The 26,059-nt window shown below is 70.0% G+C and carries 26 protein-coding genes, 1 tRNA gene and 1 riboswitch; of the genes, 11 read left to right on the top strand and 16 right to left on the bottom strand.

Annotated features, from left to right (window positions below; translation table 11 throughout):
- Window positions 1-51: 51 nt before the first annotated feature.
- The 3 genes from C3B71_RS00835 (at window position 52) to C3B71_RS00825 (ending at window position 2,128) form a co-directional block, all read left to right on the top strand.
- Window positions 52-399, top strand: coding sequence for a DUF4190 domain-containing protein (locus C3B71_RS00835; protein WP_073329545.1), 348 nt, complete (start codon window positions 52-54; stop codon window positions 397-399).
- A gap of 120 nt (window positions 400-519) precedes the next feature.
- Window positions 520-1,260, top strand: a complete 741-nt coding sequence (locus C3B71_RS00830) for a glutamine amidotransferase-related protein (protein WP_073329542.1) — start codon at window positions 520-522, stop codon at window positions 1,258-1,260.
- Between the two features lie 79 nt (window positions 1,261-1,339).
- On the top strand, window positions 1,340-2,128 hold the full coding sequence (locus tag C3B71_RS00825) for a Sir2 family NAD-dependent protein deacetylase (protein WP_108969389.1): 789 nt from the start codon (window positions 1,340-1,342) through the stop codon (window positions 2,126-2,128).
- Window positions 2,129-2,244: 116 nt separating this feature from the next.
- On the opposite strand, the gene C3B71_RS00820 is transcribed toward C3B71_RS00825, so the two are convergent.
- The 6 genes from C3B71_RS00820 to C3B71_RS00800 form a co-directional block, all read right to left on the bottom strand.
- Window positions 2,245-2,931, bottom strand: coding sequence for an NAD(P)H-binding protein (locus tag C3B71_RS00820; protein ID WP_073329539.1), 687 nt, complete (start codon window positions 2,929-2,931; stop codon window positions 2,245-2,247).
- 166 nt (window positions 2,932-3,097) lie between these two features.
- Window positions 3,098-3,829, bottom strand: coding sequence for a glutamine amidotransferase (locus C3B71_RS00815; protein WP_073329536.1), 732 nt, complete (start codon window positions 3,827-3,829; stop codon window positions 3,098-3,100).
- A 65-nt stretch (window positions 3,830-3,894) separates the two neighbouring features.
- Entirely contained in the window at window positions 3,895-4,707 is an 813-nt protein-coding gene (locus C3B71_RS00810) for a phosphorylase family protein (RefSeq protein ID WP_108969387.1), read from the bottom strand.
- Window positions 4,708-4,840: 133 nt separating this feature from the next.
- The gene (locus tag C3B71_RS15690) at window positions 4,841-4,984 is read right to left on the bottom strand and encodes a hypothetical protein (protein WP_159097593.1); all 144 of its coding nucleotides are present in this window, start codon (window positions 4,982-4,984) and stop codon (window positions 4,841-4,843) included.
- Window positions 4,985-5,103: 119 nt separating this feature from the next.
- Window positions 5,104-5,292, bottom strand: a complete 189-nt coding sequence (locus C3B71_RS00805; RefSeq protein ID WP_086615267.1) for a helix-turn-helix transcriptional regulator — start codon at window positions 5,290-5,292, stop codon at window positions 5,104-5,106.
- A 140-nt stretch (window positions 5,293-5,432) separates the two neighbouring features.
- On the bottom strand, window positions 5,433-5,819 hold the full coding sequence (locus tag C3B71_RS00800) for a hypothetical protein (protein ID WP_146750861.1): 387 nt from the start codon (window positions 5,817-5,819) through the stop codon (window positions 5,433-5,435).
- 526 nt (window positions 5,820-6,345) lie between these two features.
- On the opposite strand from C3B71_RS00800, the gene hrpB reads away from it, so the two are divergent.
- Entirely contained in the window at window positions 6,346-9,147 is a 2,802-nt protein-coding gene (gene hrpB / locus C3B71_RS00795) for an ATP-dependent helicase HrpB (RefSeq protein ID WP_234416000.1), read from the top strand.
- 156 nt (window positions 9,148-9,303) lie between these two features.
- Here hrpB and C3B71_RS00790 read toward each other — a convergent pair whose 3' ends face one another.
- The 3 genes from C3B71_RS00790 to C3B71_RS00785 form a co-directional block, all read right to left on the bottom strand.
- Complete coding sequence (locus tag C3B71_RS00790; protein ID WP_108965437.1) at window positions 9,304-9,723, bottom strand: nuclear transport factor 2 family protein; 420 nt, start codon at window positions 9,721-9,723, stop codon at window positions 9,304-9,306.
- Between the two features lie 400 nt (window positions 9,724-10,123).
- Window positions 10,124-10,212: transfer RNA gene (locus C3B71_RS15685), tRNA-Ser, on the bottom strand.
- Window positions 10,213-10,300: 88 nt separating this feature from the next.
- A complete protein-coding gene (locus C3B71_RS00785; RefSeq protein ID WP_073330435.1) occupies window positions 10,301-10,747 on the bottom strand; it encodes a nucleoside deaminase in 447 nt (148 codons plus the stop codon).
- A gap of 343 nt (window positions 10,748-11,090) precedes the next feature.
- Here C3B71_RS00785 and betT point away from each other — a divergent pair, with 343 nt between their 5' ends.
- On the top strand, window positions 11,091-13,229 hold the full coding sequence (gene betT, locus C3B71_RS00780) for a choline BCCT transporter BetT (protein ID WP_108965435.1): 2,139 nt from the start codon (window positions 11,091-11,093) through the stop codon (window positions 13,227-13,229).
- Here the strand turns inward: betT and C3B71_RS00775 are convergent.
- Window positions 13,184-13,597 (bottom strand): hypothetical protein, encoded by a 414-nt coding sequence (locus tag C3B71_RS00775; protein ID WP_146752376.1) that lies wholly within the window; start codon window positions 13,595-13,597, stop codon window positions 13,184-13,186. The genes betT and C3B71_RS00775 overlap by 46 nt on opposite strands.
- A 548-nt stretch (window positions 13,598-14,145) precedes the next feature.
- On the opposite strand from C3B71_RS00775, the gene upp reads away from it, so the two are divergent.
- Complete coding sequence (gene upp / locus C3B71_RS00770; protein WP_108965431.1) at window positions 14,146-14,784, top strand: uracil phosphoribosyltransferase; 639 nt, start codon at window positions 14,146-14,148, stop codon at window positions 14,782-14,784.
- A gap of 73 nt (window positions 14,785-14,857) precedes the next feature.
- Here the strand turns inward: upp and C3B71_RS00765 are convergent, their stop codons facing one another.
- From C3B71_RS00765 to C3B71_RS00755, 3 genes are all read right to left on the bottom strand, one after another.
- Window positions 14,858-15,742, bottom strand: coding sequence for a MetQ/NlpA family ABC transporter substrate-binding protein (locus tag C3B71_RS00765; protein WP_108965429.1), 885 nt, complete (start codon window positions 15,740-15,742; stop codon window positions 14,858-14,860).
- A gap of 167 nt (window positions 15,743-15,909) precedes the next feature.
- A complete protein-coding gene (locus tag C3B71_RS00760) occupies window positions 15,910-16,656 on the bottom strand; it encodes a methionine ABC transporter permease (protein WP_108965427.1) in 747 nt (248 codons plus the stop codon).
- Window positions 16,653-17,750 carry a methionine ABC transporter ATP-binding protein gene (locus C3B71_RS00755; RefSeq protein WP_108965425.1) on the bottom strand — a complete coding sequence of 366 codons (1,098 nt, stop codon included), beginning with the start codon at window positions 17,748-17,750 and terminating at the stop codon, window positions 16,653-16,655. The genes C3B71_RS00760 and C3B71_RS00755 overlap by 4 nt, the downstream gene beginning before the upstream one ends.
- A riboswitch (SAM riboswitch) is annotated at window positions 17,744-17,834 on the bottom strand. Its footprint overlaps the gene before it by 7 nt.
- A gap of 204 nt (window positions 17,835-18,038) precedes the next feature.
- On the opposite strand from C3B71_RS00755, the gene C3B71_RS00750 reads away from it, so the two are divergent.
- On the top strand, window positions 18,039-19,238 hold the full coding sequence (locus C3B71_RS00750; RefSeq protein WP_108965423.1) for an alpha/beta hydrolase: 1,200 nt from the start codon (window positions 18,039-18,041) through the stop codon (window positions 19,236-19,238).
- Window positions 19,239-19,270: 32 nt separating this feature from the next.
- Here C3B71_RS00750 and C3B71_RS00745 read toward each other — a convergent pair whose 3' ends face one another.
- Together C3B71_RS00745 and C3B71_RS00740 are read right to left on the bottom strand one after the other, a co-directional pair.
- On the bottom strand, window positions 19,271-19,951 hold the full coding sequence (locus C3B71_RS00745; protein ID WP_396027135.1) for a low molecular weight protein-tyrosine-phosphatase: 681 nt from the start codon (window positions 19,949-19,951) through the stop codon (window positions 19,271-19,273).
- A 78-nt stretch (window positions 19,952-20,029) separates the two neighbouring features.
- Window positions 20,030-20,968 (bottom strand): hypothetical protein, encoded by a 939-nt coding sequence (locus C3B71_RS00740; protein WP_234415997.1) that lies wholly within the window; start codon window positions 20,966-20,968, stop codon window positions 20,030-20,032.
- 215 nt (window positions 20,969-21,183) lie between these two features.
- On the opposite strand from C3B71_RS00740, the gene C3B71_RS00735 reads away from it, so the two are divergent.
- From C3B71_RS00735 to C3B71_RS00720, 4 genes are all read left to right on the top strand, one after another.
- Entirely contained in the window at window positions 21,184-21,873 is a 690-nt protein-coding gene (locus C3B71_RS00735) for a flavodoxin (RefSeq protein WP_073329478.1), read from the top strand.
- Window positions 21,870-23,297, top strand: coding sequence for an iron reductase (locus C3B71_RS00730; RefSeq protein WP_146752377.1), 1,428 nt, complete (start codon window positions 21,870-21,872; stop codon window positions 23,295-23,297). The genes C3B71_RS00735 and C3B71_RS00730 overlap by 4 nt, the downstream gene beginning before the upstream one ends.
- Before the next feature lie 218 nt (window positions 23,298-23,515).
- Complete coding sequence (relB, locus tag C3B71_RS00725) at window positions 23,516-23,794, top strand: type II toxin-antitoxin system RelB family antitoxin (protein ID WP_073329473.1); 279 nt, start codon at window positions 23,516-23,518, stop codon at window positions 23,792-23,794.
- Window positions 23,791-24,063 (top strand): type II toxin-antitoxin system RelE family toxin, encoded by a 273-nt coding sequence (locus C3B71_RS00720; RefSeq protein WP_073329468.1) that lies wholly within the window; start codon window positions 23,791-23,793, stop codon window positions 24,061-24,063. Before relB ends, C3B71_RS00720 begins: the two co-directional genes overlap by 4 nt.
- Window positions 24,064-24,778: 715 nt before the next feature.
- Here C3B71_RS00720 and C3B71_RS00715 read toward each other — a convergent pair.
- Window positions 24,779-25,801, bottom strand: a complete 1,023-nt coding sequence (locus C3B71_RS00715; protein ID WP_073329463.1) for a LacI family DNA-binding transcriptional regulator — start codon at window positions 25,799-25,801, stop codon at window positions 24,779-24,781.
- Between the last annotated feature and the right edge of the window lie 258 nt (window positions 25,802-26,059).

The following is a 26,059-nucleotide window of genomic DNA, read 5'->3' as shown; positions in this document are numbered from 1 at the left end:
AGGCGAAGGCAACCCGCGGCCACTCCCGTCAGTCCGTGGCACGATGGCGTCATGACCTCCGAGCAGCCCGACGCCGTCGACCCCACCCGGATCGTGCCGCCCGGCTTCGTCTTCCCGGGCACCGAGCAACTCCACCCGCGCGAGGTGTTCGCCGGTCCCGGATACCAGGCCCCGCGGCAGCGCACCGACCCGACCGCCGTCGGCGCCCTGGCATGCGCGATCCTCAGCCCCATCCCCGGCCTGGGCCTGGTCGCCCTCATCCTGGGCTGCGTCGCATTGCGACGCCTGCGCTCCAGTTACGACACGGGCCACGGACAGGCCTGGTTCGCGATCGTCGTCGGCGCCGCCGTCACCGTCGGCTGGCTATGGCTGTGGTGGCTGATCACGCAGACCACTTGAGCGCCGCTTACCCGGCCGGGCCGTGTCCCGCGGACAGTCCGGGGCATCCTCACCGCCGGGTGGGGCGGCCCACCCGGACGCGCTGCGCCCCACACTCACGAAACCCCGTATGGTAATCGCGTGAAGCCCTTCATCATGGTCTCGACGCGTCCTGAGTTGGAAGCCGCGCAAAACGAGTACGACTCCTTCCTCGCCCAGGGCGGGCTGCAGCCGGAGTACCTCCAGCACATCCTGCTGGAGGAGATTGACCTGTCCGGCTCCTTCGACGCCACGGACGTCTCCGGCGTGTTCATCGGCGGCAGTCCCTACGACACCTCGACGCCGGAATCGGCCAAGACCCGCACCCAGTTGCGCGTGGAGGAGCAGGTGCGCGAGCTGCTGGCCCGCGCCCTGAAGGAGGGCGTGCCCGTGCTGGCCACCGGCTTCGGACTGGAGGTGCTGGCCGGATACCTGGGCACCCCCACCTCCCGCGAGTTCGGTGAGGCGCTCGGCACCGCGGACGTGTACCTGACCGCCGCGGGCCGCGAGGACCCGCTGCTGGCGGGGATGCCGCAGACCTTCAGCGCCTTCGTCGGCCACCACGAGGGCGCGGTCGACGTGCCGGCGCACGCCACCCTGCTGGCCAGTTCGGCGGACTGCCCGGTGCAGATGATCCGGGTCGGCAAGAGCGTCTACGGCACCCAGTTCAATCCGGAGCTCGACGCCGAGCGCTTCGCCCAGCGCGTCTCCGTCTACTCCGACGCCGGCTACGGAGACCCGGGGCTGGTGGACAACATCCTGGCGGAGGCCCGCAGCTCGCAGGAGCACGTGGCCGGCCAGGTCATCCGCAACTTCGTGAGCCATTTCGCCCGCGAGGAGTAAGCAACCCCAACCATTCAGACTCAAGGATCGGTCGTGACCACCCGTGACGCAGTCAGCACTCGAAACCGTCGCTGAGGTAATGGCCGGCCGCCGTACGCTCGCCGTCACCGGCGCCGGCATCTCCACCGACTCCGGCATACCCGACTACCGGGGCGTGGGCACCACTCCCGTGGAGCCGGTGGACTTCCAGCAATTCGTCGCCGACCCGGTGTGGTACCGGTGGGTGTGGGCCCGCAACCACGCCACCTGGCGGCTGTTGGAGCCGCTGACGCCGACCCCGGGGCATGTGGCGCTGGCCCGGCTGGAGGAGGCCGGCCTGCTGACCGGCGTGGCCACGCAGAACGTCGACCGGCTGCACTCACGCGCCGGGCAGCGCACCGTGTGGGAGCTGCACGGCGCCTACGACCGGGTCGTGTGCCTGAGCTGCGGGCGCATGATCTCCCGCGCGGACCTGGACGAGCGCCTGACCGCATTGAACCCCGACTACCCGCGCGAGACCGACCCGGCCCGCGTGGCCATCACCCCGGAGGCCGACCGGGCCGCCGCCGAGGCGTGCGACTTCAAGGCGGTGCGCTGCGAGGAATGCGGCGGCCTGCTCAAGCCGGACATCGTCTTCTTCGGTGAGAGTCTGCCGGCCGCCATGGATGAGGCGATGCAGGCGGCCCGGCACTGCGACGTCGTGCTGGTGGCGGGCTCGAGCCTGGCGGTGCTCACGGGCTTGTGGATCGTGCAGCGGGCGCTGGCCGGCGGCGCCGAACTGGTGGTCATCAACCGCGGCCCGACGGCGGCTGACGGGCTGGCATCGGTGCGCGTGGAGGGTGGTGTCAGCGAGTTCCTCACTCCGCTGGCCGATCGGCTCATCGGCTGAACCGAGCCGCCCGGGGCGCGCGGATGCGCCCCGCATGCGTGCCGCCCGCCGGCCTGACGCACAGGCCCGCGGGCGGCAACACTTCACACGGCGTTGGCTGATCGGCTCGGTCGAGCTCAGCTGTCCAGGTCGGCGTACTCGGCCGGGACGTCGGCAATCGCCTCGGCAATGGGGGTTTCGCCGTCGCGGAAGGGGATCACCTTCCCGACGGTGGCGGGCTCGGCGAGCACCGCGGCGAGTACCGCGGCCACATTCGCACGCGAGGTAGGCGCCTGCGACCCGCCGTCGAAGCGGCCGACGTCGATGCGGCCGGTCGGCTCGTCCAGGGTCAGCAGGCCGGGGCCGAGGATCGTCCACTCCAGCCCGGAGGCGACCAGGTGGCGGTCGGCGGCCAGCTTGGCCATGGCGTAGGTGCGCAGCGGGTGGTCGGCCGGTACCGGATCCTGACCGTGGGAGCCGGCGAAGGAGACCATGACGTAGCGGGGCACGGAGGCGGCCTTCGCGGCCTCCATGGAGCGGATGGCGGCCTCGCGGTCGATGGCCTCGGTGCGCTCGGGGCCGCCCTTGCCGCCGGCGCCGGCGGACCAGACCACGGCGTCGGCCCCGTCGAAGGCCGCTGCGAGTTCCTGCTGGCTGGCGTCCTCGACGGACACGACCAGGGGGGTGGCCCCGGTGGCGGCTACGTCGTCCGCCTGCGCGGGGTCGCGGATGAGGGAGACGACGTCGTCGCCGCGCTCCACCAGGAGCGGGGCGAGCAGGAGGGCGACCTTGCCGTGGCCGCCGATAATGACGATGCGGGACATGATTGAACCTTCTTCCGTGCTCGAAGGCGGGTGATGCCTCCTCGCACTCGGGAATCCGTGAGCGTCCACCCACGGGTATCGCTTCATCCTGTCACCGCGCCACAGCCGGTGTCCACGTCTCGGAACACCCGCGAGCGCCGGTTACGCCCCGGCCGAACGGCGCCCCTCAGCGGGAATAGCGCGCCACAAAGTTGGACAGCACCTTCCAGGAGTCGGACACGTCCTGGCGGCGCACGTCCTCCTGAACCTCGGACAGGTGATCGTCGTCGAAGTAGCCGTGGCCGGCGTAGAAGGACAGGCGGTGAGCCAGGTAGTTGCCGTCCAGCTCGGGGTGGAACTGGGTGGCGTACAGGTTGGTGCGCATCCGCAGCAGCTGCACGGGGCAGGACGCCGAGCCGGCCAGCACGACCCCGTCGGCGGGCGGAACGGTGACGGCATCCGTGTGGGCCACGAAGGCGGGGAATGCCGCCGGAACACCCTCCAGCAGGGGGTCCTCGCTCCCGGCCTCGGTCAGTTCCACCTGCGGGTAGGAGACCTCCTCCTTGTAGGTGCCGTCCACGACGCCACCCTCGTGGCGGGTGAGCAGGCCCAGCCCGTAGCAGGCGCCCAGGAAGGGGAAGTCCGCGTCCAGGAGACGGGTGACCAGGTCGTCCAACTCGGCCTCAACGCGCAGTTGCACCGGGCTCTTGCGCTCCTGCGGGGTGGAGACGTTGAAGGGGGAGCCGCCGACGATGATGCCGGACCAGTCCGCCAGGTCGATCTCCGGCATGGGTTCGGCCTCGAGGCGGTGGCGGATCAGGGAGGACTCGTCGAGTCCGGTGCGCAGCAGGAAGGCCTCGTATTCGGCGTCGGCCGGCTCGTCGTCGGCCCGGGCGGCCAGCATGAGGAAGGGTTTCACAGAGCAGAGACTATTTCCTGCCATGGGGCTGTTCACCCATTTGTCTCACGTATCACTACTGTCGTTTACAGACAGGTCAGCAGCTTCTCCGCCGCGGCGAGGACGACGTCGGGGGCGGGTGCCTGCTGGAAGGCGGCGCTGGCGCTCGGCGCGGCGCGACGTCCCGGGGTGCGACGCGCCGTGTCGACGGTGGCGTCGATGTAGGCCAGCCCGGCCACGCGCACGCCACGTGAGGCCAGGGCCATGGCCTCGGCGACCATGTCATTGACGACGACGTCGGCGCCCAGTGCCGCCAGCACTCCCGCCTCGGTGGGGCTCGGACGCACCGGGCCGGGGGTGAGGGCGACGACGCCGGGGGCGCGCACGCCGTCGAGCTCGGCGACGGCGGCCGTCAATTCCGCGTCCCAGGCCGCGTCCAGCGGGGCGGTGGCGGGGAAGAGCGGGGAGCCGGTCAGGTTCAGGTGGTCGCCGACGGCGAGGAAGTCGCCCGGGGCGGAGCCGCCGAGGCTCGCCGCGCGGGCGACCAGCAGGGCGGCGCGCACGCCGGCACCGGGGGCGATGCGGGCCAGCCCGGTGGTGCGGCGGGCTGGCTTGCCCTCGAAAAGACTGGTGTGGCCGCGGGCCACCAGCACGCCGCGACCGTCGCGGTCGTAGGAGTACAGGGCGTCCTCCTGGCCGGGGCCCGCGGGGGCGGAGACACCGGGCAGGAAGGACAGGCGCACGCGGGAGTTCGGGCGCCCCCAGGTCTCGTCAAGTTCGGTGAGCAGCGAGGGCTCGGCAACTACCAGCAGGTCGTGGCGCTGCCGACCGGTGGCCAGGACGATCGAGGCGCCATCGGGGTCTTCGTCCCATACTCCGGCTGCGGGCTGTGTGGCCACGGGTGCTCCCTCTTGCTTGTCGCGTTCGTCGTGCTCGTCCAACTGGAGAGCCTACCCGGCCCACCTGGCATCGGACTCCGCCCCGAGGACGAAAGCGTGCCACAGGTGTGCCGGGCGAACCGGGCGTTCGCCACTACATGGTGCGTTCGTAATAAAAGCGCGAGCCGTACAGGGCGATGATGTTGACCCACAAGGCGATGATGGCGGCCGTGCCCAGCTCCAGCTCAACACCGAATAATGCGACGATCACCGCGCCCAGGACCACGAACCAGGCCACCCTTCCGGTCAGCGCCCACGCGGACTTCCAGATGAGCTCGTCGCGCTCGTCCTGGGTGCCGTCGAGCGCGCGTGAGTAGGAGCTGCCGCCACGCCGGCGTGTAGGGGTTCTCGGGCGTATCAGGCATGGAAGATCTCCTCGACTGTTTTGCCGAAGTAGCGGGCGATGGCAATGGCCAGCGGCAGGGACGGGTCATAGCGGCCCTTCTCAATGGAGTTGATGGACTGGCGGGACACGCCGACAGCCTCGCCCAGCTGCGCCTGGGTGAGACCCTTGGCCTCACGCAGGGCGCGCACGTCGTTCTCCATCGTTAACTCCTCTTTAGCTCCAGCACGATGGTAGCGAAGAGCCCGGTGGTGGACGGCATCGCGCACGACGGGACTCACCGTGGTCCGGGATCGCGGCCGGCCGCCGCGGGACCGGTCGGCCCTTCCGCGCTAAAGCTGGTTCACGCCTCCCCTTTTCCGGCCGCCCGGCCCCGGGCGGCAATGACTGTCGCATTGCCGGCGACGCTGGCAAGAAGCACCACGATTGCCGCGGCCCCGAGCACCAACCCCCCGGCATCCGAGTCAATCCTCTGAGCCACCACGCTCAGGCCCATGCCAATCGGGAGCAGGGATGTCCATAGACCAACCATCGCGGGGCTCTCCATGGACAACGGTGCACCGCCCGCACCGTGCCGCACCCGGCGGCGGACAAGCCCATAGGCCGCTGCCACCGCCGCACTACCTGCGACCAGTCCGAAGAAGATCCCGAGCAAGGAGGAGCGAGAAGCGGGGAAAGCGCCGGCAATGACGACGCCCACCAGGAACACCGCGGCGAAGATCACTGCCATACGGGTCCTCATCGTTTGCAAAGTCAACCTGTTCATGCGGGTCTCCGTTCGGATCGGTTTTCATACGTTTGGGCCTGACATCACGCTCGCGCGGTCAAAGTCGACACCCAATGTCCGGCACCCTTGACATGACTAGCATGCTTTACATCCGCGGTCGCGTCAAGTTTGCTTACCTCCCATGCCGTACTGGTTCGCCGTGCCCGAGTCGCCGCCGGCATACCCGCGCCCGAGGCGGTTGCCGGCATCCCCTCGCCCGGAGGCGGGGCCGCCTGCTACGCCACTTCAGCGTCTGCAACGCCACTTCGGGGTTAACAACGCCTGTTAACGGTTTGCTGAAGGCTCCTGGGGTATACAGCAGACCGTTAAGTAGCGTTGTTAACGTCCGACCGGCGTAGTAGACGGCGGGCGCCGCCACATCTGGACGCCCCGGGCGCGTCCCGCCCCAGTACCCGCCATCCCGTGGGCGGTGGGTAGGCGGGCCGAGCGTGAGGGCATGTGGGTAACGCGGTGCGGGCATGATGGGCGGGTGAAGCAGACCGCGGACCCCGTCGCCCGACTCCTGGCCGACCCGCCGGACCTGCCCGTCGTCGCCGCCATGCCCGGGCTCCGCGCACTCCTGCTGGGGGAGCGCCCCGGCACCGACGCCGCCTCTGACGCCGACGTCACACCGGCCACCGCCAACGTCTCCCCCGGCGAACCCCCACACGCACCGGCTGTTGTGGTCACCGCCCCGCCGGGAACCGGCAAGACCACACTGGTGCCACTGCTGGTCGCCGACGTCCTCACCCATCCTGACGCCGTCCCCTCCCCCGGGCGCGTGATCGTCACCCAACCGCGGCGCGTGGCCGCCCGGGCCGCCGCCCGCCGCCTCGCATCACTGTTGGGCGAAGAGGTCGGCGAGACGGTCGGCTACGCGGTGCGCGGGGAGCACCGGAGCTCGGCCCGTACCCGCATCGAGGTGGTCACCGCCGGATTGCTGCTGCGCCGCCTGCAGGGCGACCCGGAGCTGCCCGGTGTGGCCGCGGTGGTCCTGGACGAGGTGCACGAGCGCTCCCTGGAGTCGGACCTGCTGCTGGCGCTCCTGCTGGACGCGCGCGCCGCCCTGCGGGAGGACCTGGCGGTGGTCGCCATGTCCGCCACTCCCGACCTGACGCGCCTGCCCGGCCTGCTCGGCGGCGCCACCACTCCGGCACCGGTGGTTGAGGTGCCCGGTGTGCTGTACCCGCTCGAGGAGATCTGGGCGCCATCGCCGTCGGGCACCTCCCGGCTCGGCCCGCGCGGGGTGCCGCGCCAGTTCCTCGCGCACGTGGCCGCCACGGTGATGCGCGCACTGGCCGAGCGGGAGGGGGACGTGCTGGTCTTTCTGCCCGGTGCCCGCGAGGTCGACGACGTCGTCGCCCGGCTGCGCGAGGCCGTCCAGGGCGGCGGGCCCGGGGCCGGGAGCTCGGCGGCCGCCGTTCAGGTGCTGCCGCTGCACGGGCGTCTACCCGGTCCGGCGCAGGACGCCGCACTGACGCCGTCGACCGGTGTGCGGCGGGTGATTGTGTCCACCGACGTGGCCGAGTCCTCCCTGACGGTGCCGGGCGTGCGTATCGTCGTGGACGCCACCCTCGCCCGGGAGCCGCGCCTGGACGTGGCGCGCGGCATGTCCGGGCTGGTGACGGTCGGCGAGTCCCGGGCGGCCGGGATCCAGCGGGCCGGGCGGGCGGCGCGCACCGGGCCGGGCGTCGTCTACCGCTGTTGCACGCAGGTGGACTGGGCGCGGGCCACCCCGGCACCGACCCCGGAGATCCTCATCGCGGACCTGACCCGCACCGCGTTGGAGCTGGCCGCCTGGGGCGTGCCCGGCGGCGAAGGCCTGGCCTGGATCGACCCGCCGCCCGGCCCCGCGCTGGCGGCCGCCACCGACTCGCTTGAACGCCTGGGTCTGCTCGACGGCGACGCCGTGACCGGGCTGGGCCGCGCCGTGGCCGCCGTCCCCGCCGAAGTGCGTCCGGCCCGCGCCCTGCTGGGCGCCGCCGAGGTGATCGGCCTGCGCCGTGCCGCCGAGGCGACCGCGCTGCTGACCGCCGACCTGCGTGCGCCCCAGGCCGACCTGGCCGCGCTGGCGCGCAGCGTCCGCCGTGGCCCGCAGGAGCGGGCCTGGCGGGTCGAGGCCCGACGTCTGGAGCAGGCTGCACGCCGACACCCGGCCGGGAGACACGCCGACCTGCCTGCCACCGCCACCCAGCCCGGTGCCGACCGCAGCGGGGCCGGCACGAAGCCGGCCGACGACCCCGCCACCTGCTTAGGCGGCTTGGTCGGTCCGAGTGCGGCTGACGCCGTCGGGCTGGTTGCGGCATTGGCCCACCCGGAGTGGATCGCCCGCCGTCGCGGCCCCGTGCCCGGCGCGGGACGTCCGGCCAGCTACGCCAGCGTCGGCGGGACCGGGCTGCGACTGCCCGCGGACTCACCGTTGGCCGCGGCGGAGTGGCTGGCGGTGTCCGACGTAGACCGCGCCCCGGGAACCGCCCAGGCGACGATCCGGGCGGCCGCACCGATCGACGAAGCGCTCGCGCTGGCGGTGGCCGACGCCTGGCTGACCGAGGACGCGCACACCCGCTGGGACGGAGACCGGCTGCGGGTGGAACGGGTGCGCCGTCTGGGCGCGATTCAGCTGGCATCCGTTTCCGATGGGGCGCCGACACCGGCGCAGGTGGCGGACGCCGTCGTCGAGCGGTGCCGCGGCGAAGGGCTCGGAGTGCTGCCCTGGCGTGGTGCCGCCGAGCTGCGGGCGCGCTTGGCGCTACTGCACCGGACACTGGGCGAGCCCTGGCCCGCGGTCGACGACGCCGCGCTCCTACAACGCGCCGACGAGTGGCTGATTCCGGCCGTAAAGGCGCTGGCGGCCAGGTCCGGCGGGCGCTTCGACCTGAGTCGACTGGACATGACGGCGTGCCTGCGCGCCCTGCTGCCCTGGCCGGCGGCGACGCGACTGGACGAGTTGGTGCCGGAGCGGCTGCAGGTGCCGTCGGGCTCGCACGTGCGCGTGGACTATGTGGGTGAGCGGGGCGAGGCGCTGGAACGTCCGGTGCTGGCGGTGCGGGTGCAGGAGTGCTTCGGCTGGGCGGACACCCCGCGGATCGTCGACGGGCGCGTGAGTGTGGTCATCCACCTGCTGTCGCCGGCGCGGCGGCCGGTGGCGATCACCGATGACCTGCGCTCCTTCTGGCAGCAGGGCTACCCACAGGTGCGGGCCGAGTTGCGCGGACGCTACCCCAAGCACGCGTGGCCGGAGGACCCGTGGACGGCGCCGGCCATCCGCGGCACCGGGCGACGCCCGAACTAGCGGCGTCCCTTCGTTTCTGGACCTGGCCCTTGTCACCAAATGCACCACTTTCCGAGCGCCGACCGCCGTCAAGTGACGCCTAACCGCGTGTCGCCGCGAGCGAGTCGGCAGATGCGGCAACGGCTGGGCGTAAAGCGGTGCATTTCATGACACCGTCTAGAAGCGGCTGGCGTCCAGGCGGCTGAAGCGCCAACCGGTTGGGTTGCGCGCGGTGCTGGCGGCGGGATCCGGGACGACGTACCCGACGATTTGCAGATTCCAGGTGCCGCGCGTGCCCCAAACCGTTGCGTTGGTGCGGGAGCGGCCGCGCACCACGGGGAAGCCGTCGATGGTGTCGGGCTCGGCGGAGACGAGCTGCGAGGAGTGGTAGGTCAGGGTTCCATCGCGGATGTCGGACAACCACTCGACCTTGGGCTGGGGGTAGCCGGTCATATGGGTCAGGACGCAGTCCTCGGTGAGCAGGGCGTCGATGGCGGCCGTGTCCGCCGCAACCATCGCATCGCAGAGTAGGCGGTACAGCCGGATCGACGCGTCTTCGGAGTCGGCCGGGTGCACGGGCGGTTTCATCGCAGGCATAGTCCGGACTTTATGGCTTGACGACGACGCCGAACCAGGCCCTGGCAGGACACCCGAGGTTGTGCGGACAACGGTCGGCGTGGGCGAGGTCGGCCCTCGCGAGTCCGCTCCCGGGCGTGCGTCTGGTACACCGCGGCTCGTACACGAGTTCCCCGCAAAGACACGAGTCTTGGAGGTTGGTGGGTGCAGGGCACGTGCAAAGCTCCGAAACTCGTGTTCCTGACGCAAACGCGTGTGCGTGGCTCCAGGGCACTAGCGGTCACGCCGCCCACCGCGCGAGCCCAGGCCCGCACCCGGGCGACGCTCGTTCCGCTGTACCCACTGGGACCCCACGGCGGGGAAGCGCTACATGGAAGAATCCCCGGACTCCGACTTCTCGTCTGGATTCCGGGGATCGGCTTGGCGGTAGCGCTGGGATTCGAACCCAGGGTGGCTATGAACCACACAGACTTTCGAGATCTGCACCTTCGGCCGCTCGGACACGCTACCTAGCAGATGGACAGGTTACACGCCGTGCCGCTCGATGCCCAGCCCCCGCGGCCTGCGAGGTCGCTCACGGCGGCGCGGAGGCGCTCACCTACTCCGACTGGCCGGGCCGCCGGATAGCGAAGAACTCCCGCAGTAGCGCCTGCGCCTCCTGCTCACGCAGTCCCGCCACCACCTCCACCTGGTGGTTGGTGCGCGGATCGCGCAGGACATCGCGCACGCTTCCGCACGCCCCGGTCTTCGGCTCCCAGGCCCCCAGCACCACCCGCTCCAGGCGGGCCAACTGCGCGGCCCCCGCACACATGGTGCACGGCTCAAGGGTCACCACCAGAGTGCAGCCGTCCAGGTGGGATTGTCCCAGCGCCGCGCCCGCCGCCCGCAGGGCCCGGATCTCGGCATGCGCCGTCGGATCATGCTCCGCCTCTCGCGCGTTGGCGGCCTCGGCAATTACCGTGCCCTCCCCGGACAGGACGACGGCGCCCACCGGCACCTCCCCGGACGCGCCCGCATGCCGCGCGAGTTCTAGCGCGCGGCACATGGCGGCGTCGTAGCGCTCGCGGAGCAGACCGGAAAGACTCACGCACCCACCCTGCCACAGTTCACCCACCCACCCCACAGTCGGACCAAAGTCCTACCCGACGGCCCGAAAACACCGCAACATCGGGCGGCTTGCGAGGCGCGGAAGGGAAATGTGGGAAGAATCTCGCCGACACCCGTTCATCCCCGACCTCATGCGGCCGTCAAGTCCCCCGCCACCCGCATTTCGACCGCTTTCGCTTGCCAATCCGCGAGATCCCTGAAAGATTCACAATCCTGTAAACGCCACCACGGCCTTTTGCACGCGGCCACGTGTGCGCCCATGCATCACCAGTGCATCCCCAATGCATCGAGGAGTGCCAGTGCCTGATTCACTCAGCAATCAGACGACACCAGCAACATCCGAAGCCCCTGAACAACGCCGTCTGAACACGGTGGTCTTCGCCGTCTCGGCGGCCATTATCGCCTCCATCACCGGCGCCGCCATCGTCGCTCCGGAGACGGTCTCCGCCGCCTTCAATGCCGCCGTGTCCTGGGCAGGACGCTGGTTCGGCTCCTTCTACATCCTGCTGGTGACAGTTGCGCTGGTGTTCGTGATCGTCCTGGCGCTGTCGAAGTTCGGGAAGATCCGCCTGGGACCGGACAACTCCACCCCGGACTTCTCCACCTTCTCCTGGGCCGCCATGCTCTTCGCCGCGGGTGTGGGGACGGGAATCATGTTCTACGCGGTCGCGGAGCCGGTGGCCCAATACATGAGTCCGCCGACCGGTGACGCCCAGACCGTCGAGGCGGCGCGCAACGGCATCGTGCTGACCCTGCTCCACTACGGCATCAGCGGCTGGGGCCTGTACTCGATCCTCGGTATGGCACTGGGCTACTTCGCCTACCGGAGGCACCAGCCGCTGGCCGTCCGTTCCACCCTGCGGCCGCTGCTCGGCGACCGCGTGGACGGCCTGCTCGGCGACGTCGTCGACGCCGCCGCCCTGGTGGGTGGGGCAGTCGGCATCTCCGCCTCGCTCGGTGTGGGCGTCGTCCAGTTGAACGTCGCCCTCACCATCCTGTTCGGCCTCCCGCAGGGGACCGCCACCCAGATCGGCCTGATCGCACTGAGCGTCATCATGGCCACCGTCTCCGCCGTTTCCGGTGTGGACCGGGGCGTGCGCGTGCTGTCCAATATCAACGTGCTGCTCGCAGTCGGACTGGCCCTGTGGGTGCTGCTGACCGGAAACACCGCCTTCCTGATCGACGCCCTGGTCGGCAATATCGGCGACTTCGTGACCCACTTCCCCGGCCTGACCCTGGAGACCTACGCCTACGACCGTCCCACCGAGTGGCTCAACAGCTGGACACTGTTCTTCTGGGCCTGGTGGATCACCTGGGCCGCCTTCGTCGGCATGTTCCTGGCGCGCATCTCGCGTGGCCGTACCGTGCGCGAGTTCGTGGTCGGCTCCCTGGTGCTGCCCTTCTCCTACGTCACCATGTGGGTGTCGATCTTCGGCAACAGCGCCTTGGACCTGATCCGCTCGGGCAACCTCGACTTCGCCGAGCTGACAGTGGAGCAGCCGGAACAGGGGCTGTACACGCTGCTCGGCTACCTGCCAGGCGGGAAGTTCCTGATCGCCCTGTCCCTGTTCATCGGCATCCTGTTCTACGTCACCAGCGCAGACTCCGGTGCCCTGGTCATGGCCAACCTGTCCAGCCGCGCCCTGCCGACCTACCACGGCGACCCGCAGGACGCCCCCGCCTGGCTGCGCATCTTCTGGGCCGCCCTGACCGGGGTGCTCACCATCGCCATGCTCGTGGCCGGTGGCATCCCCATTCTGCAGCAGGCCACCATCGTCATGGCTCTGCCGTTCTCCTTCGTGATCATCGCCGTCATGGCGGGGCTGTGGCGCGCCATGCGCACCGAGGCCACCCGCGAGCAGGCCCGCGGCATCGCCAACCGCAACCGGCTGCTGGGGGCCACGGGCACCGCCGCCGGCATGAACCGGATCCCCTGGCGCGACCGGCTGTCGCACACCTTCGACGTCGTCTCCCCGGCCCGCGCCCAGCGCGCCATGTCCAACCGCGTCGTGCCGGCCCTGGAGGCGGTCGCCGACGAGCTGCGCAAGGAGGATATGGTGGCCGAGGTCGTCGTCGCCGGCCCCGAGGCGCAGGATCCCGACGACGAGCGCAACTTCCTGGGCTCCGCCACCCTCGTGGTCACGCCCCCGCCCACGCTGGTGCAGGCGACCGAGACTCAGGGCGAGCGTCGCACCGGCTCCCACTTCCGGTACGCGGTGCGCATGGTGCAGGCACCGGTGCCGGCCTTCGGCGTGGTGGTCCACGAGGCCGACGACCTCACCGTCCGCCTGGAGGTGCGTCCCCGCGGCGGCGGTCAGGGCTACGACGTGATGGACTGGTCGCGCGAGCAGGTCGCCCACGACGTCCTGGACCACTACGAGCGCTGGCTGGAGTACCTGGGCGCCGCCGAGACCGTCTGAGACCGAAGCCAAGGCTGCGCCATGGCCGGCACCGTATCCGAACCGCCTCCCATGGAGGCGGAGCTATTGCGCGCATCCGAGGAGCGCTCCGGGGAGTAGTCGTCTGGGATATCCCCCGTTTCCGCACCTGCTTCGGTGCTTTCAACAACGTCCTCGACCACGCTGTAATTACCAGCATCATCGACCGTCAGTTGGATGAAGTGCCGGTCACTCCAAACACCGGGCGCCTCAGGATCATCCACTCCCTCATAGGTGAAGGTTGTGGATACATTCACCTCCGCCAGGACCGTACCATCGTCTTGAGCCGTCGCCTGAAGCAGAGTCACCTCGCTGGCCGCGGAGGTGACCGGAGTTCCGTCATCACTCATCCCGTCTCGCACTTCAATTATGCTGGACTGCACGGATGTCAAAACAGAGCCCGTCGGGGCCTCCGGATCTGTCCACATATCGTCCAAACCATCCTGGTACTCCTCGATTGCTGCAACAATCGCGTCCGCATCCACAGCAGACTGGGGCGCCGCTGATTGATGCAGCTGAGGAGCCACCGCCAGCGCAAGGGCAATTATCGCGACCACGCCTAGTACACGCGCTGCCGCCTTCCCTGTTGGACTCATCTTCGACCTCCAAGGGGGAATATCGCAGCGGCCTGCGTAACAGAGTCTCTCCGGATGAGAGGGCTACTCGCCACCACTTCGTGGGATACATCATATCATGCGAATATGGCGCGGCTTCCGAACGGTCTCTTAATTCGCTCACGAGACGTCGAGCTGACACTAATACTACACATAGATTTCATCTTCTAACGCGTTCGTGTCCAGTGTTGTGAGGCTGTCGGCATCCGGATGGGACCACACTCCGCCGCCCGGCTCCGGCCTATTCCACCCTCAGCTCGTTTTGGGCGTCGTAGGCTTGGCCCATGCGCCTGCACGTTGCCGACCACCCGCTCATTGACCACAAGCTCTCCGTCCTGCGCGACGAGAAGACCCCCTCGGCCGTCTTCCGTCAACTCGTTGACGAGCTGGTCACCCTTCTCGCCTACGAGGCCACGCGCGACGTGCGCACCGAGGAGATCCGCATCCAGACGCCGGTAGCCGCCACGACCGGCCGGCACCTGGCCGAGCCGCGGCCGATCGTGGTGCCGATCCTGCGCGCCGGCCTGGGGATGCTCGAGGGCATGACCCGGCTGCTGCCCACCGCCGAGGTCGGCTTCCTGGGCATGAAGCGTAACGAAGACACCCTGGAGGTGGAGACCTACGCCAATCGGCTGCCGGATGACCTGTCCGGCCGCCAGTGCTTCGTCGTCGACCCCATGCTCGCCACCGGCCACACCCTCGTGGCCGCCATCAACTATCTGCTGGAGCGCGGCGCCCGCGACGTGACCGCCATCTGCCTGATCGCCGCCCCGGAGGGGCTGGCGACCCTGGAGGCAGCCGTCGGCGACCGCGCCGACGTCACCGTCGTCACCGCCGCCCGCGACGAGCGCCTGAACGAGCACGCCTATATCGTGCCCGGCCTGGGTGACGCCGGCGACCGCCTGTACGGCATCGTGGACTGAACGGGCCGCCCCGCCCACCCCTTGCGGGCGTGGAGCGGAGCGGCCCGGCAGCGGTCGCGTCGGCGCGGAGGCGTCAGAAGGCGGGGATGACGGACTCGTCGGTCCAGGTCTCCTCGATGTAGGTACGCAGTTCGTCGGAGTTCAGCAGTCCGGCGAGCTTGACCAGGTGCTCGTTGTCCTTGTCGGCGGTGCGCACGACCAACTGGTTGGCGTACGGGGAGCCCTCACCCTGCTCCAGGACGAGCGCGTCCTCGCTGGGCTTGAGATTGGCGTCGAGCGCGTAGTTGCCGTTGATGACGGCCAGCTCGGCGTCGGCCATCGACGCGGCCACCTGGGCGCCGTCGACCGTCACCAGATCGAAGTTCTTCGGGTTGTCGGTCACGTCCAGGGTGGTGGGGATCTCGACGTCGGGGGCGAGCGTGATCAGCCCGGCGGTCTCGAGCAGCTGCAGCCCGCGGGCAGTGTTGGCGGGGTCGTTGTTGAGCAGGATGGTTCCGCCTTCGGCGGCCTCGTCGACCGAGCTGTAGCCCTTGTCCGTGTAGATGCCCATGGGCTCGATGTGGACGTCGGCGATGGCGACGAAGTCGTAGCCCTTCTCCTCGATCTGCTGCTCTAGGAAATTCGGCGTCTGATAGAAGTTCGCCGCCAGGGAGCCGTCGTCCAGGGAGGTGTTGGGCGTCTGGTAGTCGTCGATCTCGACGATGTCGAGGTTGAGCCCGGCGTCGGCGGCCAGGTTGTCCTGCACCCACTGGAGGATGGTGACGTGCGGCTGCGGGGTGGCGCCGATGGTGATGGTGGCCGTGTCGCCGTCGACTTTGATGCCGTCGACGGCGGCCGTGGTGCCGGATCCGTCGGTGGAGGTGTCACTGGAGGAGCCGCCGCAGGCGGCCAGGGTGAGGGCGACGGCGGAGGCGAGGCCACCGGCCAGGACGCTGCGGCGGGTGATGGTGGAGGTCATGATGCGATTCCTTGTCCGTGAAGGTGCCTGCAGGTGTCTGCAAGGCTTGCGGTTGGTTGGGTACGTGGGTGCCGGCGGACGGCTCGTGCCGCCGCGGGACCGGCCCGGGATGGGGCAGCCGAGCCGTTGGGGCCATGGGGGCTCCGGGGACTCCGGCTGGTCGAGGCTCAGCGGTGGTCGACCAGCCGGCTGAGCATGTCGCCACACACCTGGATGACGGCGACGATGAGCACGATCAGCACGACGACGATCACCATGACGTCGGGGTCGTTCTGCCGGTAGCCGTGCTGGATGGCCAGGTCGCCCAGGCCACCGCCTCCCACCGTGCCGGCCATGGCGGTGTAGCCGAGCAGAGTGATCAGGGTGACCGTGGCGGACTGGATGAGCGTGGGCATGGCCTCGCGCACCAGCACGCCCCAGGTGATCTGGCGGCCGGAGGCGCCCATCATCAGGGCGGCTTCGACCTTGCCGTGGTCGACGTCGTTGATGGCGGTCTCCACCAGGCGGGCGTAGAAGGGGATGGCGCCGATGGTCAGGGGCACGCAGGCCGCACCCCAGCCCAGAGAGGTGCCCACGAGCGCGCGGGTGAAGGGGATGAGCGCCACCATCAGGATGATGAACGGCATGGAACGGCCGATGTTGACGATCTGGGAGAGCACCTCGTAGACGGCCCGGTTGGCGTGCTGGCCTCGCTTGCCGGTGGTGACCAGCGCCAGTCCCAGCAGCAGGCCGATGACGATCGTCAGGGCGCCGGATACGCCCAGCATCTGGAAGGTCTCCAGCGTGGCCGGGCCGAGCTTGCGCTGGATGGCGGGGTTGTTGAACCAGGTGTCGTCGCCGCTGGAGGCCAGGGCGAGGGCGCCGACGCGGGCGGTCGCGGAGAGAGTCCCGGCGGCAGCGATCAGGCTGTTCATGCGCGCACCTCCGCGGTGACGCCCGCCTCACGCAGGGCGGTTAGCACGCCCGGCGCCTGGTCGGCGGGGATGGTGAGCGCCAGGCGGCCGACCTGGGCGGTGCCGAGGGTCTCGAACAGACCGCCGGCGACGTCGGCGCCCCGCTCGGCGGCGAGCGAGAGCACCTGCGCGGCGGCGGGCTGGCCGGGGTGGGAGGTGAGCGCGACGTCGATGACCACAGCGCCGTCGGCGAGCTCCCCGTCGGGGATCTCCGGAGTGGGGACGAGTTCGTGGGAGAGCCGGGAGTCGACGTCGGAGACGACCTTCTCAATCGGCCCGGACTCGACGACGCGACCGGCCTGAAGCAGGCTCACGGAGTCGCAGATCTGCCGCACCACGCTCATCTCGTGGGTGATGATCACGACGGTGACGCCGAGGCGGTCGCGCACGTCCCGGATCAGGCCCAGGATCTGGCGGGTCGTCTCCGGGTCCAGGGCGCTGGTGGGCTCGTCGCACAGCAGCACGGAGGGCTGGTCCGCGAGCGCGCGGGCGATGCCGACGCGTTGCTGCTGGCCGCCGGAGAGCTGGGAGGGGTAGGAGGAGCCGCGGTCGGCCAGACCCACCAGGTCGAGCATGCGGGCTACGGTGTCGTGGCGCTGCCCCTTGGGCACGCCGGCCAGTGCCAGCGGGTAGGCGACGTTCTGGGCGGTGGTGCGCGAGTCGAGCAGGTTGGCGTGCTGGAAGACCATGCCGATGGCGCGGCGGGCCTCGCGCAGGTCGCGGGCGGACAGGTCGGTCATGTTCTTGCCGGCGACGCGCACCTCCCCGAAGGTGGGGCGCTCCAGGCTGGTCAGGCAGCGCACCAGCGTGGACTTGCCGGCGCCGGAGGTTCCGACGATGCCGTGGATGGAGCCGGCATGCACGTCCAGGTTCACCCCATCGAGGGCGCGCACCGTGTTCCCGCCCGGGAGCTTGTACACCTTGTGCACGTCGCGCAGGGAGATCATGGGTTCCGCGGGCGCTGCCTGTACGGCGCCGGCTGGCGACTGCGCGCCGTCGGCCCCCACCGAAGCGGGTGGCGCGGATGCGGGTGATTGCGTCACGTGGTCCTCCATCGGTCCTGGCGGTAGCACCCTCACCGCGAACGGGGGTTGCTGCAACGTCGATGAGCCAGGTCTCTCGGTTGCTCTGGATGGTCGGTGCCTACGTTAGGCGGCGGGCGGGGCCCGGAGCAAGCCGACGGCCGAAAACGACGCGCGCATCACTGCGCGAACACGAGTTTGTGCCATGAACACGAGTCTTGGAGGTTTGCAGGTGCAGGACACGTGCAAACCTCCAAAACTCGTGTATCCGAGACGAACTCGTGTGCCACCGATCGTCGCCGTCCGTGACAGGATGCAGCCATGGCATCCACAACGACGCCGGACCCGCTCGGCCACCCATCACCTGCCGGAGCCGCGTCGGCTCCGGAACCGTTGCCGGAGACGGTGCCCGACATCCTGGGCGAGCCGTGGGTCGCGCGCACCATTCCCGTCACCGACTCCCCCGCCGCCCCGGGCGCGGACCACGCCGTGCTCGTCCACCAACGGGGGGCCGTGCCGGCTCCGGGCCCCGACGGGCGGCCGGGCACACCCCGGCATGAGCGCGCAGTGCTGTACCTGCACGGTCGCAACGACTATTTCTTCCAAACCTGGCTGGCCGACGCGTTTTTTGACGCCGGATACGAGTTCTACGCATTGGACCTGCGCGCCTGCGGTCGGGCGGGCGTGGGCTACTGGTCCCCTCACGACGTGCGCGACCTGCGCGTGCACGACGAGGAGATCGCCGAGGCACTGCGGATCATCCGCAGCGAGCACGGGCACTCCACGGTGGTGCTCAATGGGCATTCCACCGGCGGGCTGCAAGCCGTCATCTGGGCCGGAGACCACCCCGGGTCGGTCGAGGCGGTCACGCTGAACTCCCCGTGGCTGCAGCTGAACTCCTCCGGCCTGGTGCGCTCCTACGGCTCGGCCCTCGTCGATCTGCTCTCGCGCCGCGACCCCGACCGCATCATCGACAACCCCGCGGAGCTCAAGGCGCTCGAACCGGCCGGAGCCGCCCCATCCGAGTCGCGCACCGAGGGCGCGCCGGCGGCCTCTCCACAACAGGCCGGCACCGACGCCGCCACCACCGTCCCCGTGGATACGGATCCGGGCCCCATCGAGGTGGACATCTACGCCCGCACCCTGCACCGCCGCTGGGGCGGGGAGTGGGACTGGGACCTGTCACTGAAGCCCTCGCCGTCGTTCCCGGTGCGGGCGGGATTCCTGGCCGGTATCCGCCGCCTGCAGCGGGAAGTGCACCACGGGCTCGGTATCGACGTGCCGGTGCTGGTGTGCTGCTCGACGGCGTCGGGCGGCCCGGGTATTTCGCGCCAGGAGGCGCTGCGGTGCGACACGGTGCTGTCGGTGGAGCAGATCGTGGAGCGGTCGCGGTTCCTGGGCGAGGACGTCACCGTGGTGCAGATCCCCGGCGGCGTACATGACCTGGTGTTGTCGCCCTCCCCCGTGCGCGAGGAGTATCTGTCCACGCTCACCGGCTGGCTGTCCGAGCGGCTGGGCTGAGCGCCCGGCCGGCCCGCGCACAGCGGGGCCGCTCACCGTGCCCCGGCCGCTCCCACCAGCTCCGCGAGTGCGGGGGCCAGGGCGTCGCTGACGCGTTCGACGACGGCGAGGGTGTCGACGAAGTCGGCCATAGTGCCGTACCAGGGGTCGGGCACGTCCAGGTTTGCCGCGCGTCCGGGTGCGCCGGGCGTGCCTGCCGCCGCCGTCGGGTCGTACTCGCGGAACATGCGGATGCGTGCGGGATCGACGCCGAGGCGCTCGCTGCGGCGCGTCAAGACACGCCGGTGGGCGCTGGTCATGGCCAGTATGAGATCGGCCCGGCGCAGTTCGGCGTCGGCGATGCGGTGGGCGGCGTGCTCGGCAATTGCGGCCGCGGTGGCGCGCGCGGCCGGATCTGCGCCGACGCCGTAGCCACTTTCGGTCAGGATGTGCCGGGCGCGGGGGTCCATGGGGTTACCGGACTCCTCGTCGGAGACGCCCGCAGAGGTGACGACGACGCTGCCGGGCCCGCCGGTGGGGACGTCGGCCGCGCGCAGCCGGTCTAGGAGCACGACCTCGGCCATGGCGGAGCGGCAGATATTGCCGGTACACACCATCACCACTTGGTAGGCGGCAGCCGGATCGCGCGGCACAGGCAGACGTCGTGCGGCGTCAGCCGGGTCAGAGTCCAATGGGCTACCGGCACGCGTTGCGGGGCCGGGATGTGTATTCATAAGCACGAGCCTGGTGGAGCAGGCGGGGAATTGCAACGTCGCTCCACCTGGCGGGCGCGGGGTCGGCTACGAGACCCGTCAGCGCCCCATCGGCAGGATCACGGAGAACCCCAGCGCGAAGGGGAAGCCCGGGCGCAGCAGACACTCGACGACCGGACGGGCCATGTCGGTCAGGCGCTCGAGTTCCAGCCCCTGGCCCCCTTGACCGCTCTTGGACAGCAGGCTCTGGTAGGGGATGTCCAGATCCAGCAGGGTCATGTTGTCGGCCCGCTTGGCGTGCGCCCAGGCGCCGTCGTCCATGTCCAACAAGGTACCCAGGTGGAAATGCATGACCTGGCGCGCATCCACCTCGCTGGGCACGGACAGCAGGTGGTGAGCCTCGGGATCGCGGGGGGCGCGCAGCGTGAACAGCAGGATCGCGCCGTCGCGCGCCGCCCGCAGCATGAGGCGACCGATGTGGACGGCGAAGCGGGTGTGGTCAAGGCCGCTCGCCACTCCCATGGCCTCCTGGGCCGGCAGCGCCGGCGACAGGCGGATGGGGGCGCCGTTACCCGGGTCGTTGATGGCGCGGCGGCCCGCCGGCGTGGCCGCACGCAACTGCAGCACCGGGCCGTCGTCGGAGTCGGGAGCGGCCGGCAGCAGGGTGGCGGTCTCAACGAGTTCCTGCCAGCCGTTGGGCGTCGCCGTGGGGCCGGGTTCGGTCTGCACGTACCCCAGGCCGAGGATGGAGGCGAAGTCGACGGCATCGGCGGGACGGTGCCAGGTGATGTCGGCGCCGTCGTGCCACAGGGGCAGGATGTCGTTGAACGGCAGCCCGAAGCGCACGTGCTCGGGCGCCGGCGGTGCCACATGACGGCCGTGCGAGCGCTCCCGCGGCCGGGAGCGGCCCGGAATGTCGGCGCTGGAAACCGTATCCGGTCGGCGCCCCGGGAAGGGAGTCCAGGGTTCTGACCGCCCGCTCTCCGGGAGTCCCCGTGGCGCGGCCTGGCCCCGCTTGCCCCCGAAGTACTCGCTCATGGGGCCAGCCTAAGACGCCGACGTCGAAAAGGCGCTGTCGCGACGCGGCCCCTGCGCGTTCGGCAGAACTGCGTTCACGGGGCGCTTCACCGCGCGGGTCATGCAGGTCATCCAGGCCCTCACCGGCCCTCCCTGACTGGGCCGGCCCTCAATAGTCTTCATTCATAGGCCCTCTGGCCCTGGGCATTCCTACAACACCACCGGAGAGTGATTCCATGTCCCAGCGCGCCCGCATCGTCGCGCTTGTTAGCGCCCTCGCCGTGGTCGTGGCCGCCGTCGTCGGCTATGAGCTGGCAGTAAGGCCCTCGGCGACGACGTCTACATCCGCATCGCGCTCGGCGGCCCCGGCGGCGCCCTCCCAGCGGCCGACCGCCGACGCCGAGAACACCCCGGCGGGCGACAGCTCGATCCTGGTCGTCTACTTCTCCCGCACCGAGGGCGTCTACGGGGGCGACCTGACCGTCGGCAACACGGCCCGCATCGCCCAGATGATTCAGGAGCGCACCGGCGCCGACTCCTACGAGATCGTCCCGCTCGCGGACTACCCGAGTGACTACCAGGAGACCACCGAGGTCGCCCAGGAGGAGCTCGACGCCGACGCCCGCCCCGAGATCCGCGACCCGCTGCCGGACGTGTCCGGCTATGACACGGTGTTCGTCGGCGCCCCCATCTGGTGGGGCGAGTACCCGATGGTGGTGCGCACCTTCCTAGACGCCGTCGACCTGAACGGCAAGACCGTCATCCCCTTCACCACCCACGAGGGCTCCGGCCTGGGCAACACCCAACAGCAACTTGAGGCCCAGTACCCGCAGGCCACGGTACTCGACGGCCTGGCCGTGCGTGGCAGTCAGGCCGCCGACGCCCAGCCGGATGTGGATGCGTGGCTCGAAAACCTCGGTCTGTGAAGACTCGCCCCGTACGCCCGGCTGCCGCGATGACACCGCCGAGGCAGGAGGATGGCGCGCCGAAACGGACGCGGCCGCGCGGTCGGCGGGGACGGCGCGACGCGCTGCGCCCACCGTCCTGGTGGGCCGCCTGGGCGGTCAGCCTGGCGGCGCCGGCGCCGCTCATCCTCCTGCTCAACACGCAGCTGCTGGCGCCCACCCGGGACCTGATCCTGTACGACTGCGGCGTGGCCGCCTACACCTGGTGGCTGGTTTCGGTCGCTCTCAGCACGCGCCCGCGGGCCCTGGATCGGCGCATCGGACTGCCGGCGCTCTACCAGTTGCACGGGGTGCTCGGTGTGCTCGCCCTGCTGCTCGCCTCCGCCCACGTACTCAACCTGTTCACCATGCACCCGATCATCTACTGGTCGGGTCGCGTGGCCTGGTATCTGGCCATCTTCGGCGCCGTATACGCGGCATTGTTCATGAGCGGTTGGCTGGTGGATCGCCTGCCCCTAGCGGCGGCCGTGAAGAGACGGCTCGGGCGTTTCCTCACCCATGAGGCCTCGGTGTGGATCCACCGGCTCAACTTCGTGATGATCGGCCTGGTGGTGCTGCACGTCCACGTCATTCCGCGGGTAAGCGCCGCGACCGGCTTCGTCATCGCCGTCGACCTGTACACCCTCGCCGCACTGGCCGTCTACCTGTGGGGCAAGCTGATCGCCCCGGCGGCGCCGAGCCGACAAGGCACCGTAATCGCCAACACCGCCCTGAACGACACCACCCGCCAGGTAGTGATCGCGCCGGCGGCGGGCGCGACGGCGTACGAGCCCGGCGACTTCTGCTTCGTCACCTTCCACACCCCCGGACTGCCCGCCCAGGCCCACCCCTTCTCGGTCACCTTCGCCCCGGAGTACGCCCGGGCCTCGGCGGCCGCGGAGAGTCCGACGACCGCAAGCCCCGCGCCCCTGGTCCTGACAATCCGGGAGGCGGGCGACTTCACCTCCCAATTGTCGCGGCTGCCGGTCGGCGCAGACGTCACGCTCGAGGGCCCCTTCGGCCGTTTCAACCGGGTCATCGCCGCCGAGGATCGCCCCCTGGTCCTGCTGGGAATGGGCACCGGCATCGCGCCCCTAGTGGGACTCGCCCAGGCCTACGCCGCCTCCCGGCGGGTGATGGTGCTGCACGCCGTCTCCCGCCCGGAGGACCTGTACTACGACGACATGCTGCGTTCCCTGGCCCGACACAACCCCACCTTCCACTACAACCATCACAGGCATCGCTACACGCGCGCCGATCTCGCCGCGCTCCTGGACGCCGATCTGCTCGCCCACGGGCGCTTCGTCGTCGTCGGCCCCGCACCGGCGGTACTGGCGATGCGGCACACGCTCCGGGCGTTGGGAGTGCCCGCCCGACACCTGCTCGACGAGCGGTTGACCATGTGACACCGGGAGCAGCGCATCTCGGATCGCGCGGCCGCGCACCGCGCGGGGCATGCACCCCGTGGGTGTCGAGGCCCCTCCCATCGGCTTCATGAGCAAGGTCATCACTGGCCGTTCCGTCGGCTAGCAGTGGTCCAGCACGAATCAGGGGCGATCACGGATACCGAACTACCTACGTTGTATACGTTGTTTACGTTGTAAACAATGCATACGATGTAGGCATGTCTTCGACACTCGGCAGCCCGATCTCCGTCAGGCTCCCTAAAGACCTACGTGACCGCGTAGCCGCCCTGGCCCGCACGACGCGCAGGAGCCAGGGCGATATCGTGCGTGAGGTTCTCGAACGCGATCTCGCCGCGTTGGAATGGGAACAGCGCATCTCGGATCGCGCGGCCGCGCACCGCGCCGGGAGGGCAACCGCCATTTCCGCCGAGGAAGTCGATCAACAACTGGGGCTTGAGGGCGACCCCGCCGCTGACGCCATCGACACGATCTCATGACGAACTGGCGGCTCGAGTACGATCCCGACGTCGTCCGCTGGCTGCGGAAAACGGACCCACAGGTGGCGCGCCGTATCCGCGATGCCCTCACGGCGGTGGTACGCACCGGAGATCCACGCATCCGCGGCAAGGCGTTAACCGGGCGGCTGGCAGGACTGTGGCGGTATCGAATAGGCGATTACCGCGTGATCTGCGACATCCAGGACTCCCGGCTGGTGGTGCTTGCGCTTGATGTCGGCAACCGCGACCACGTCTATGACCGAGGCTGATTCTCCATCCCCAGCGCAATGACGACGTCGGACTCCGCTTCCTCTTCGTCGGGCGCAGCGGCTGGCCGACGCCGAAACTACGTTCGCTTTCGCCACGTGACTTCTTTGGAGCATCGGTGTGAGCACGGTGCTTTAGGGGCTCTTCCGATTGTTGGGTGTGGCTGGTGTGTGCCCGGACGCCCCGCCGTGGGACGGAATGATGCTCCGAATTCGGCACAAAGGCCGTCACCGGCGAGGGCTAGGTCGTGTTGTGTAAGTCGTTTGTGCCGGTGGGGCGGTGCTGGCGATGTGGGTGGTGGTCTGGTAGCGGATGGCGAGTTCGTCGTATCTGGTGGCTACCGGGCTCCAGTTTGAGTGGGCTTGGTGTGCACCCGTCGAAGGGGGCGAGTAGGTCTTGCACCGCCCCGTTGGACCGCCCACGCCCCGGTTGGACCGCCCACGCCCCGATGGACCGCCCACGCCCCGTTGGACCGCTGTAACCGGCGGCTACGGCGGTCCAACGGGGGAACAGGGGTCCAACGGGGGAACAGCGGTCCAACTGACCGGCTCAAATACCACACACCGCCACCCAACCGCGCACCGCCACTCAACCGCCCACCGCCACCCAAGCACTTACACAATAGGACCTAGGGCCGATTTGGAAACCAAGCGCGTCTGGGGCGGTCCAAGTGCAGCCCGGCGGTCCAAGCAGGCGAAGTGGGGCCGGAGCCGGACGTCAGCGAGCGGGCGGGGCGGTGGAGCCGCGCACGACCAGCTCGGTGGGGATGACGATGCGCCTGCTGCCGTCCTGCACGCCGGAGGCCACCTGCTCGAGGACCAGGTTGACCATCTCCACGCCCGCCCGGTGGAAGTCCTGGCGAATGGTGGTCAGCGGTGGGAAGCAGTACTCGCCCAGCTCCAGACCGTCGAAGCCGACCACGGACACGTCCTCGGGCACGCGCCGCCCCTGCTCATGGAGGGAGCGGATCAGGCCGATGGCCACCTCGTCGTTGGCGCAGAACACGGCCGTCACCTCCGGGTCGGCGGCCAGCTTCCGCCCGGCGGCATAGCCCGCGGCGGCGTCCCAGTCACCGGAGATGGCCTCGGGCACCTCCCGGCCGGCCTCCTCCAAGCAGGACGCCCAGGCGGCCGATCGGATCAGCGCCGACTGCGAGTCGGCCGGCCCGGTGATGTGATGGACGGTGCGGTGCCCGAGCTGGAGCAGGTGTCCCACCGCGGCGCGCACACCCCCGACCTGATCGGCCGACGCCGACGGGTAATAGCCCACGAGCGCCGAGTCGGATACGGCCACCGGCATACCGGCGGGCAGCGCCAGGTGCTCACGGCCCGCCCGCCCCGCCTGGACGACGACGAGCCCGTCCACCGCCTGCGCGGCCAACCGGTGGACGGCCGCCCCCATGTCCTCGGACTGGGGGCGGTCCACCTGCACCATCGACACGGTGTATCCGGCTTCCCAGGCGGCCTGTAACACGCCATTAGTGGTCTGAGCCTCGCCGGTGCGCAGGATCTGCTGGGTGAGCACACCGATGGCCTTGAAGGATCCGCTGCGCAGGGCCTGGGCGGCACGGTTGGGCGCGTAGCCGAGCTGCTGCATGGCATGCAGCACCCGCTCCCGGGTGTCCGGGCGCACGTTCGTGGCGCCGGCCGAGACACGGGACACGGTCTGGGAGGAGACGCCCGCCAGGCGGGCAACGTCGGCGACCGACGGTGCACCTCGATCGCGTTTTCTCCCAGCCACCTTCGTGAGCCTAGCAGCCCGTCCGGGCGCAAGCGGCAGCCCAATCCACGCCCACGGCAGTGATAACGTCATCATAGCAGATGTACGCCTCCTCAATGACACCTTCGAGTTACCCCACCAATTACTGAACTAACTCGCACCTTCTCAAGCCGTACCCCCTTATGTTAACGTCGACATGTGTGGGGCGCCAGAGCCCCGCCGCCCAGGCACTTCGCGCCGGCGCCACCGGCGTCGTCCGGCCCCGAACCCAGGCGGACC

It is taken from the genome of Actinomyces sp. Z16 (assembly GCF_003111765.1).
In the GTDB taxonomy this organism is placed as follows: Bacteria; Actinomycetota; Actinomycetes; order Actinomycetales; family Actinomycetaceae; genus Actinomyces; species Actinomyces glycerinitolerans.
This window is presented reverse-complemented; position numbering and strand designations above follow the sequence as displayed.

Excerpts from the sequence above, each read along its gene's own strand:
- C3B71_RS00785 (WP_073330435.1), bottom strand. The coding sequence starts at position 10,747 with ATGTGCCGCGCGCTAGAACTCGCGCGGCATGCGGGCGCGTCCGGGGAG.
- C3B71_RS00740 (WP_234415997.1), bottom strand. The coding sequence starts at position 20,968 with ATGAGCGAGTACTTCGGGGGCAAGCGGGGCCAGGCCGCGCCACGGGGA.
- upp (WP_108965431.1), top strand. The coding sequence starts at position 14,146 with ATGCGCCTGCACGTTGCCGACCACCCGCTCATTGACCACAAGCTCTCC.
- C3B71_RS00750 (WP_108965423.1), top strand. The coding sequence starts at position 18,039 with ATGGCATCCACAACGACGCCGGACCCGCTCGGCCACCCATCACCTGCC.
- C3B71_RS00775 (WP_146752376.1), bottom strand. The coding sequence starts at position 13,597 with ATGAGTGATGACGGAACTCCGGTCACCTCCGCGGCCAGCGAGGTGACT.
- C3B71_RS00755 (WP_108965425.1), bottom strand. The coding sequence starts at position 17,750 with ATGGAGGACCACGTGACGCAATCACCCGCATCCGCGCCACCCGCTTCG.
- C3B71_RS00745 (WP_396027135.1), bottom strand. The coding sequence starts at position 19,951 with ATGAATACACATCCCGGCCCCGCAACGCGTGCCGGTAGCCCATTGGAC.
- C3B71_RS00765 (WP_108965429.1), bottom strand. The coding sequence starts at position 15,742 with ATGACCTCCACCATCACCCGCCGCAGCGTCCTGGCCGGTGGCCTCGCC.
- C3B71_RS00760 (WP_108965427.1), bottom strand. The coding sequence starts at position 16,656 with ATGAACAGCCTGATCGCTGCCGCCGGGACTCTCTCCGCGACCGCCCGC.
- C3B71_RS00805 (WP_086615267.1), bottom strand. The coding sequence starts at position 5,292 with ATGGAGAACGACGTGCGCGCCCTGCGTGAGGCCAAGGGTCTCACCCAG.
- relB (WP_073329473.1), top strand. The coding sequence starts at position 23,516 with ATGTCTTCGACACTCGGCAGCCCGATCTCCGTCAGGCTCCCTAAAGAC.
- C3B71_RS00825 (WP_108969389.1), top strand. The coding sequence starts at position 1,340 with ATGGCCGGCCGCCGTACGCTCGCCGTCACCGGCGCCGGCATCTCCACC.
- C3B71_RS00835 (WP_073329545.1), top strand. The coding sequence starts at position 52 with ATGACCTCCGAGCAGCCCGACGCCGTCGACCCCACCCGGATCGTGCCG.
- C3B71_RS00800 (WP_146750861.1), bottom strand. The coding sequence starts at position 5,819 with ATGGCAGTGATCTTCGCCGCGGTGTTCCTGGTGGGCGTCGTCATTGCC.
- C3B71_RS00790 (WP_108965437.1), bottom strand. The coding sequence starts at position 9,723 with ATGCCTGCGATGAAACCGCCCGTGCACCCGGCCGACTCCGAAGACGCG.
- C3B71_RS00735 (WP_073329478.1), top strand. The coding sequence starts at position 21,184 with ATGTCCCAGCGCGCCCGCATCGTCGCGCTTGTTAGCGCCCTCGCCGTG.
- C3B71_RS00720 (WP_073329468.1), top strand. The coding sequence starts at position 23,791 with ATGACGAACTGGCGGCTCGAGTACGATCCCGACGTCGTCCGCTGGCTG.
- C3B71_RS00820 (WP_073329539.1), bottom strand. The coding sequence starts at position 2,931 with ATGTCCCGCATCGTCATTATCGGCGGCCACGGCAAGGTCGCCCTCCTG.
- betT (WP_108965435.1), top strand. The coding sequence starts at position 11,091 with ATGCATCGAGGAGTGCCAGTGCCTGATTCACTCAGCAATCAGACGACA.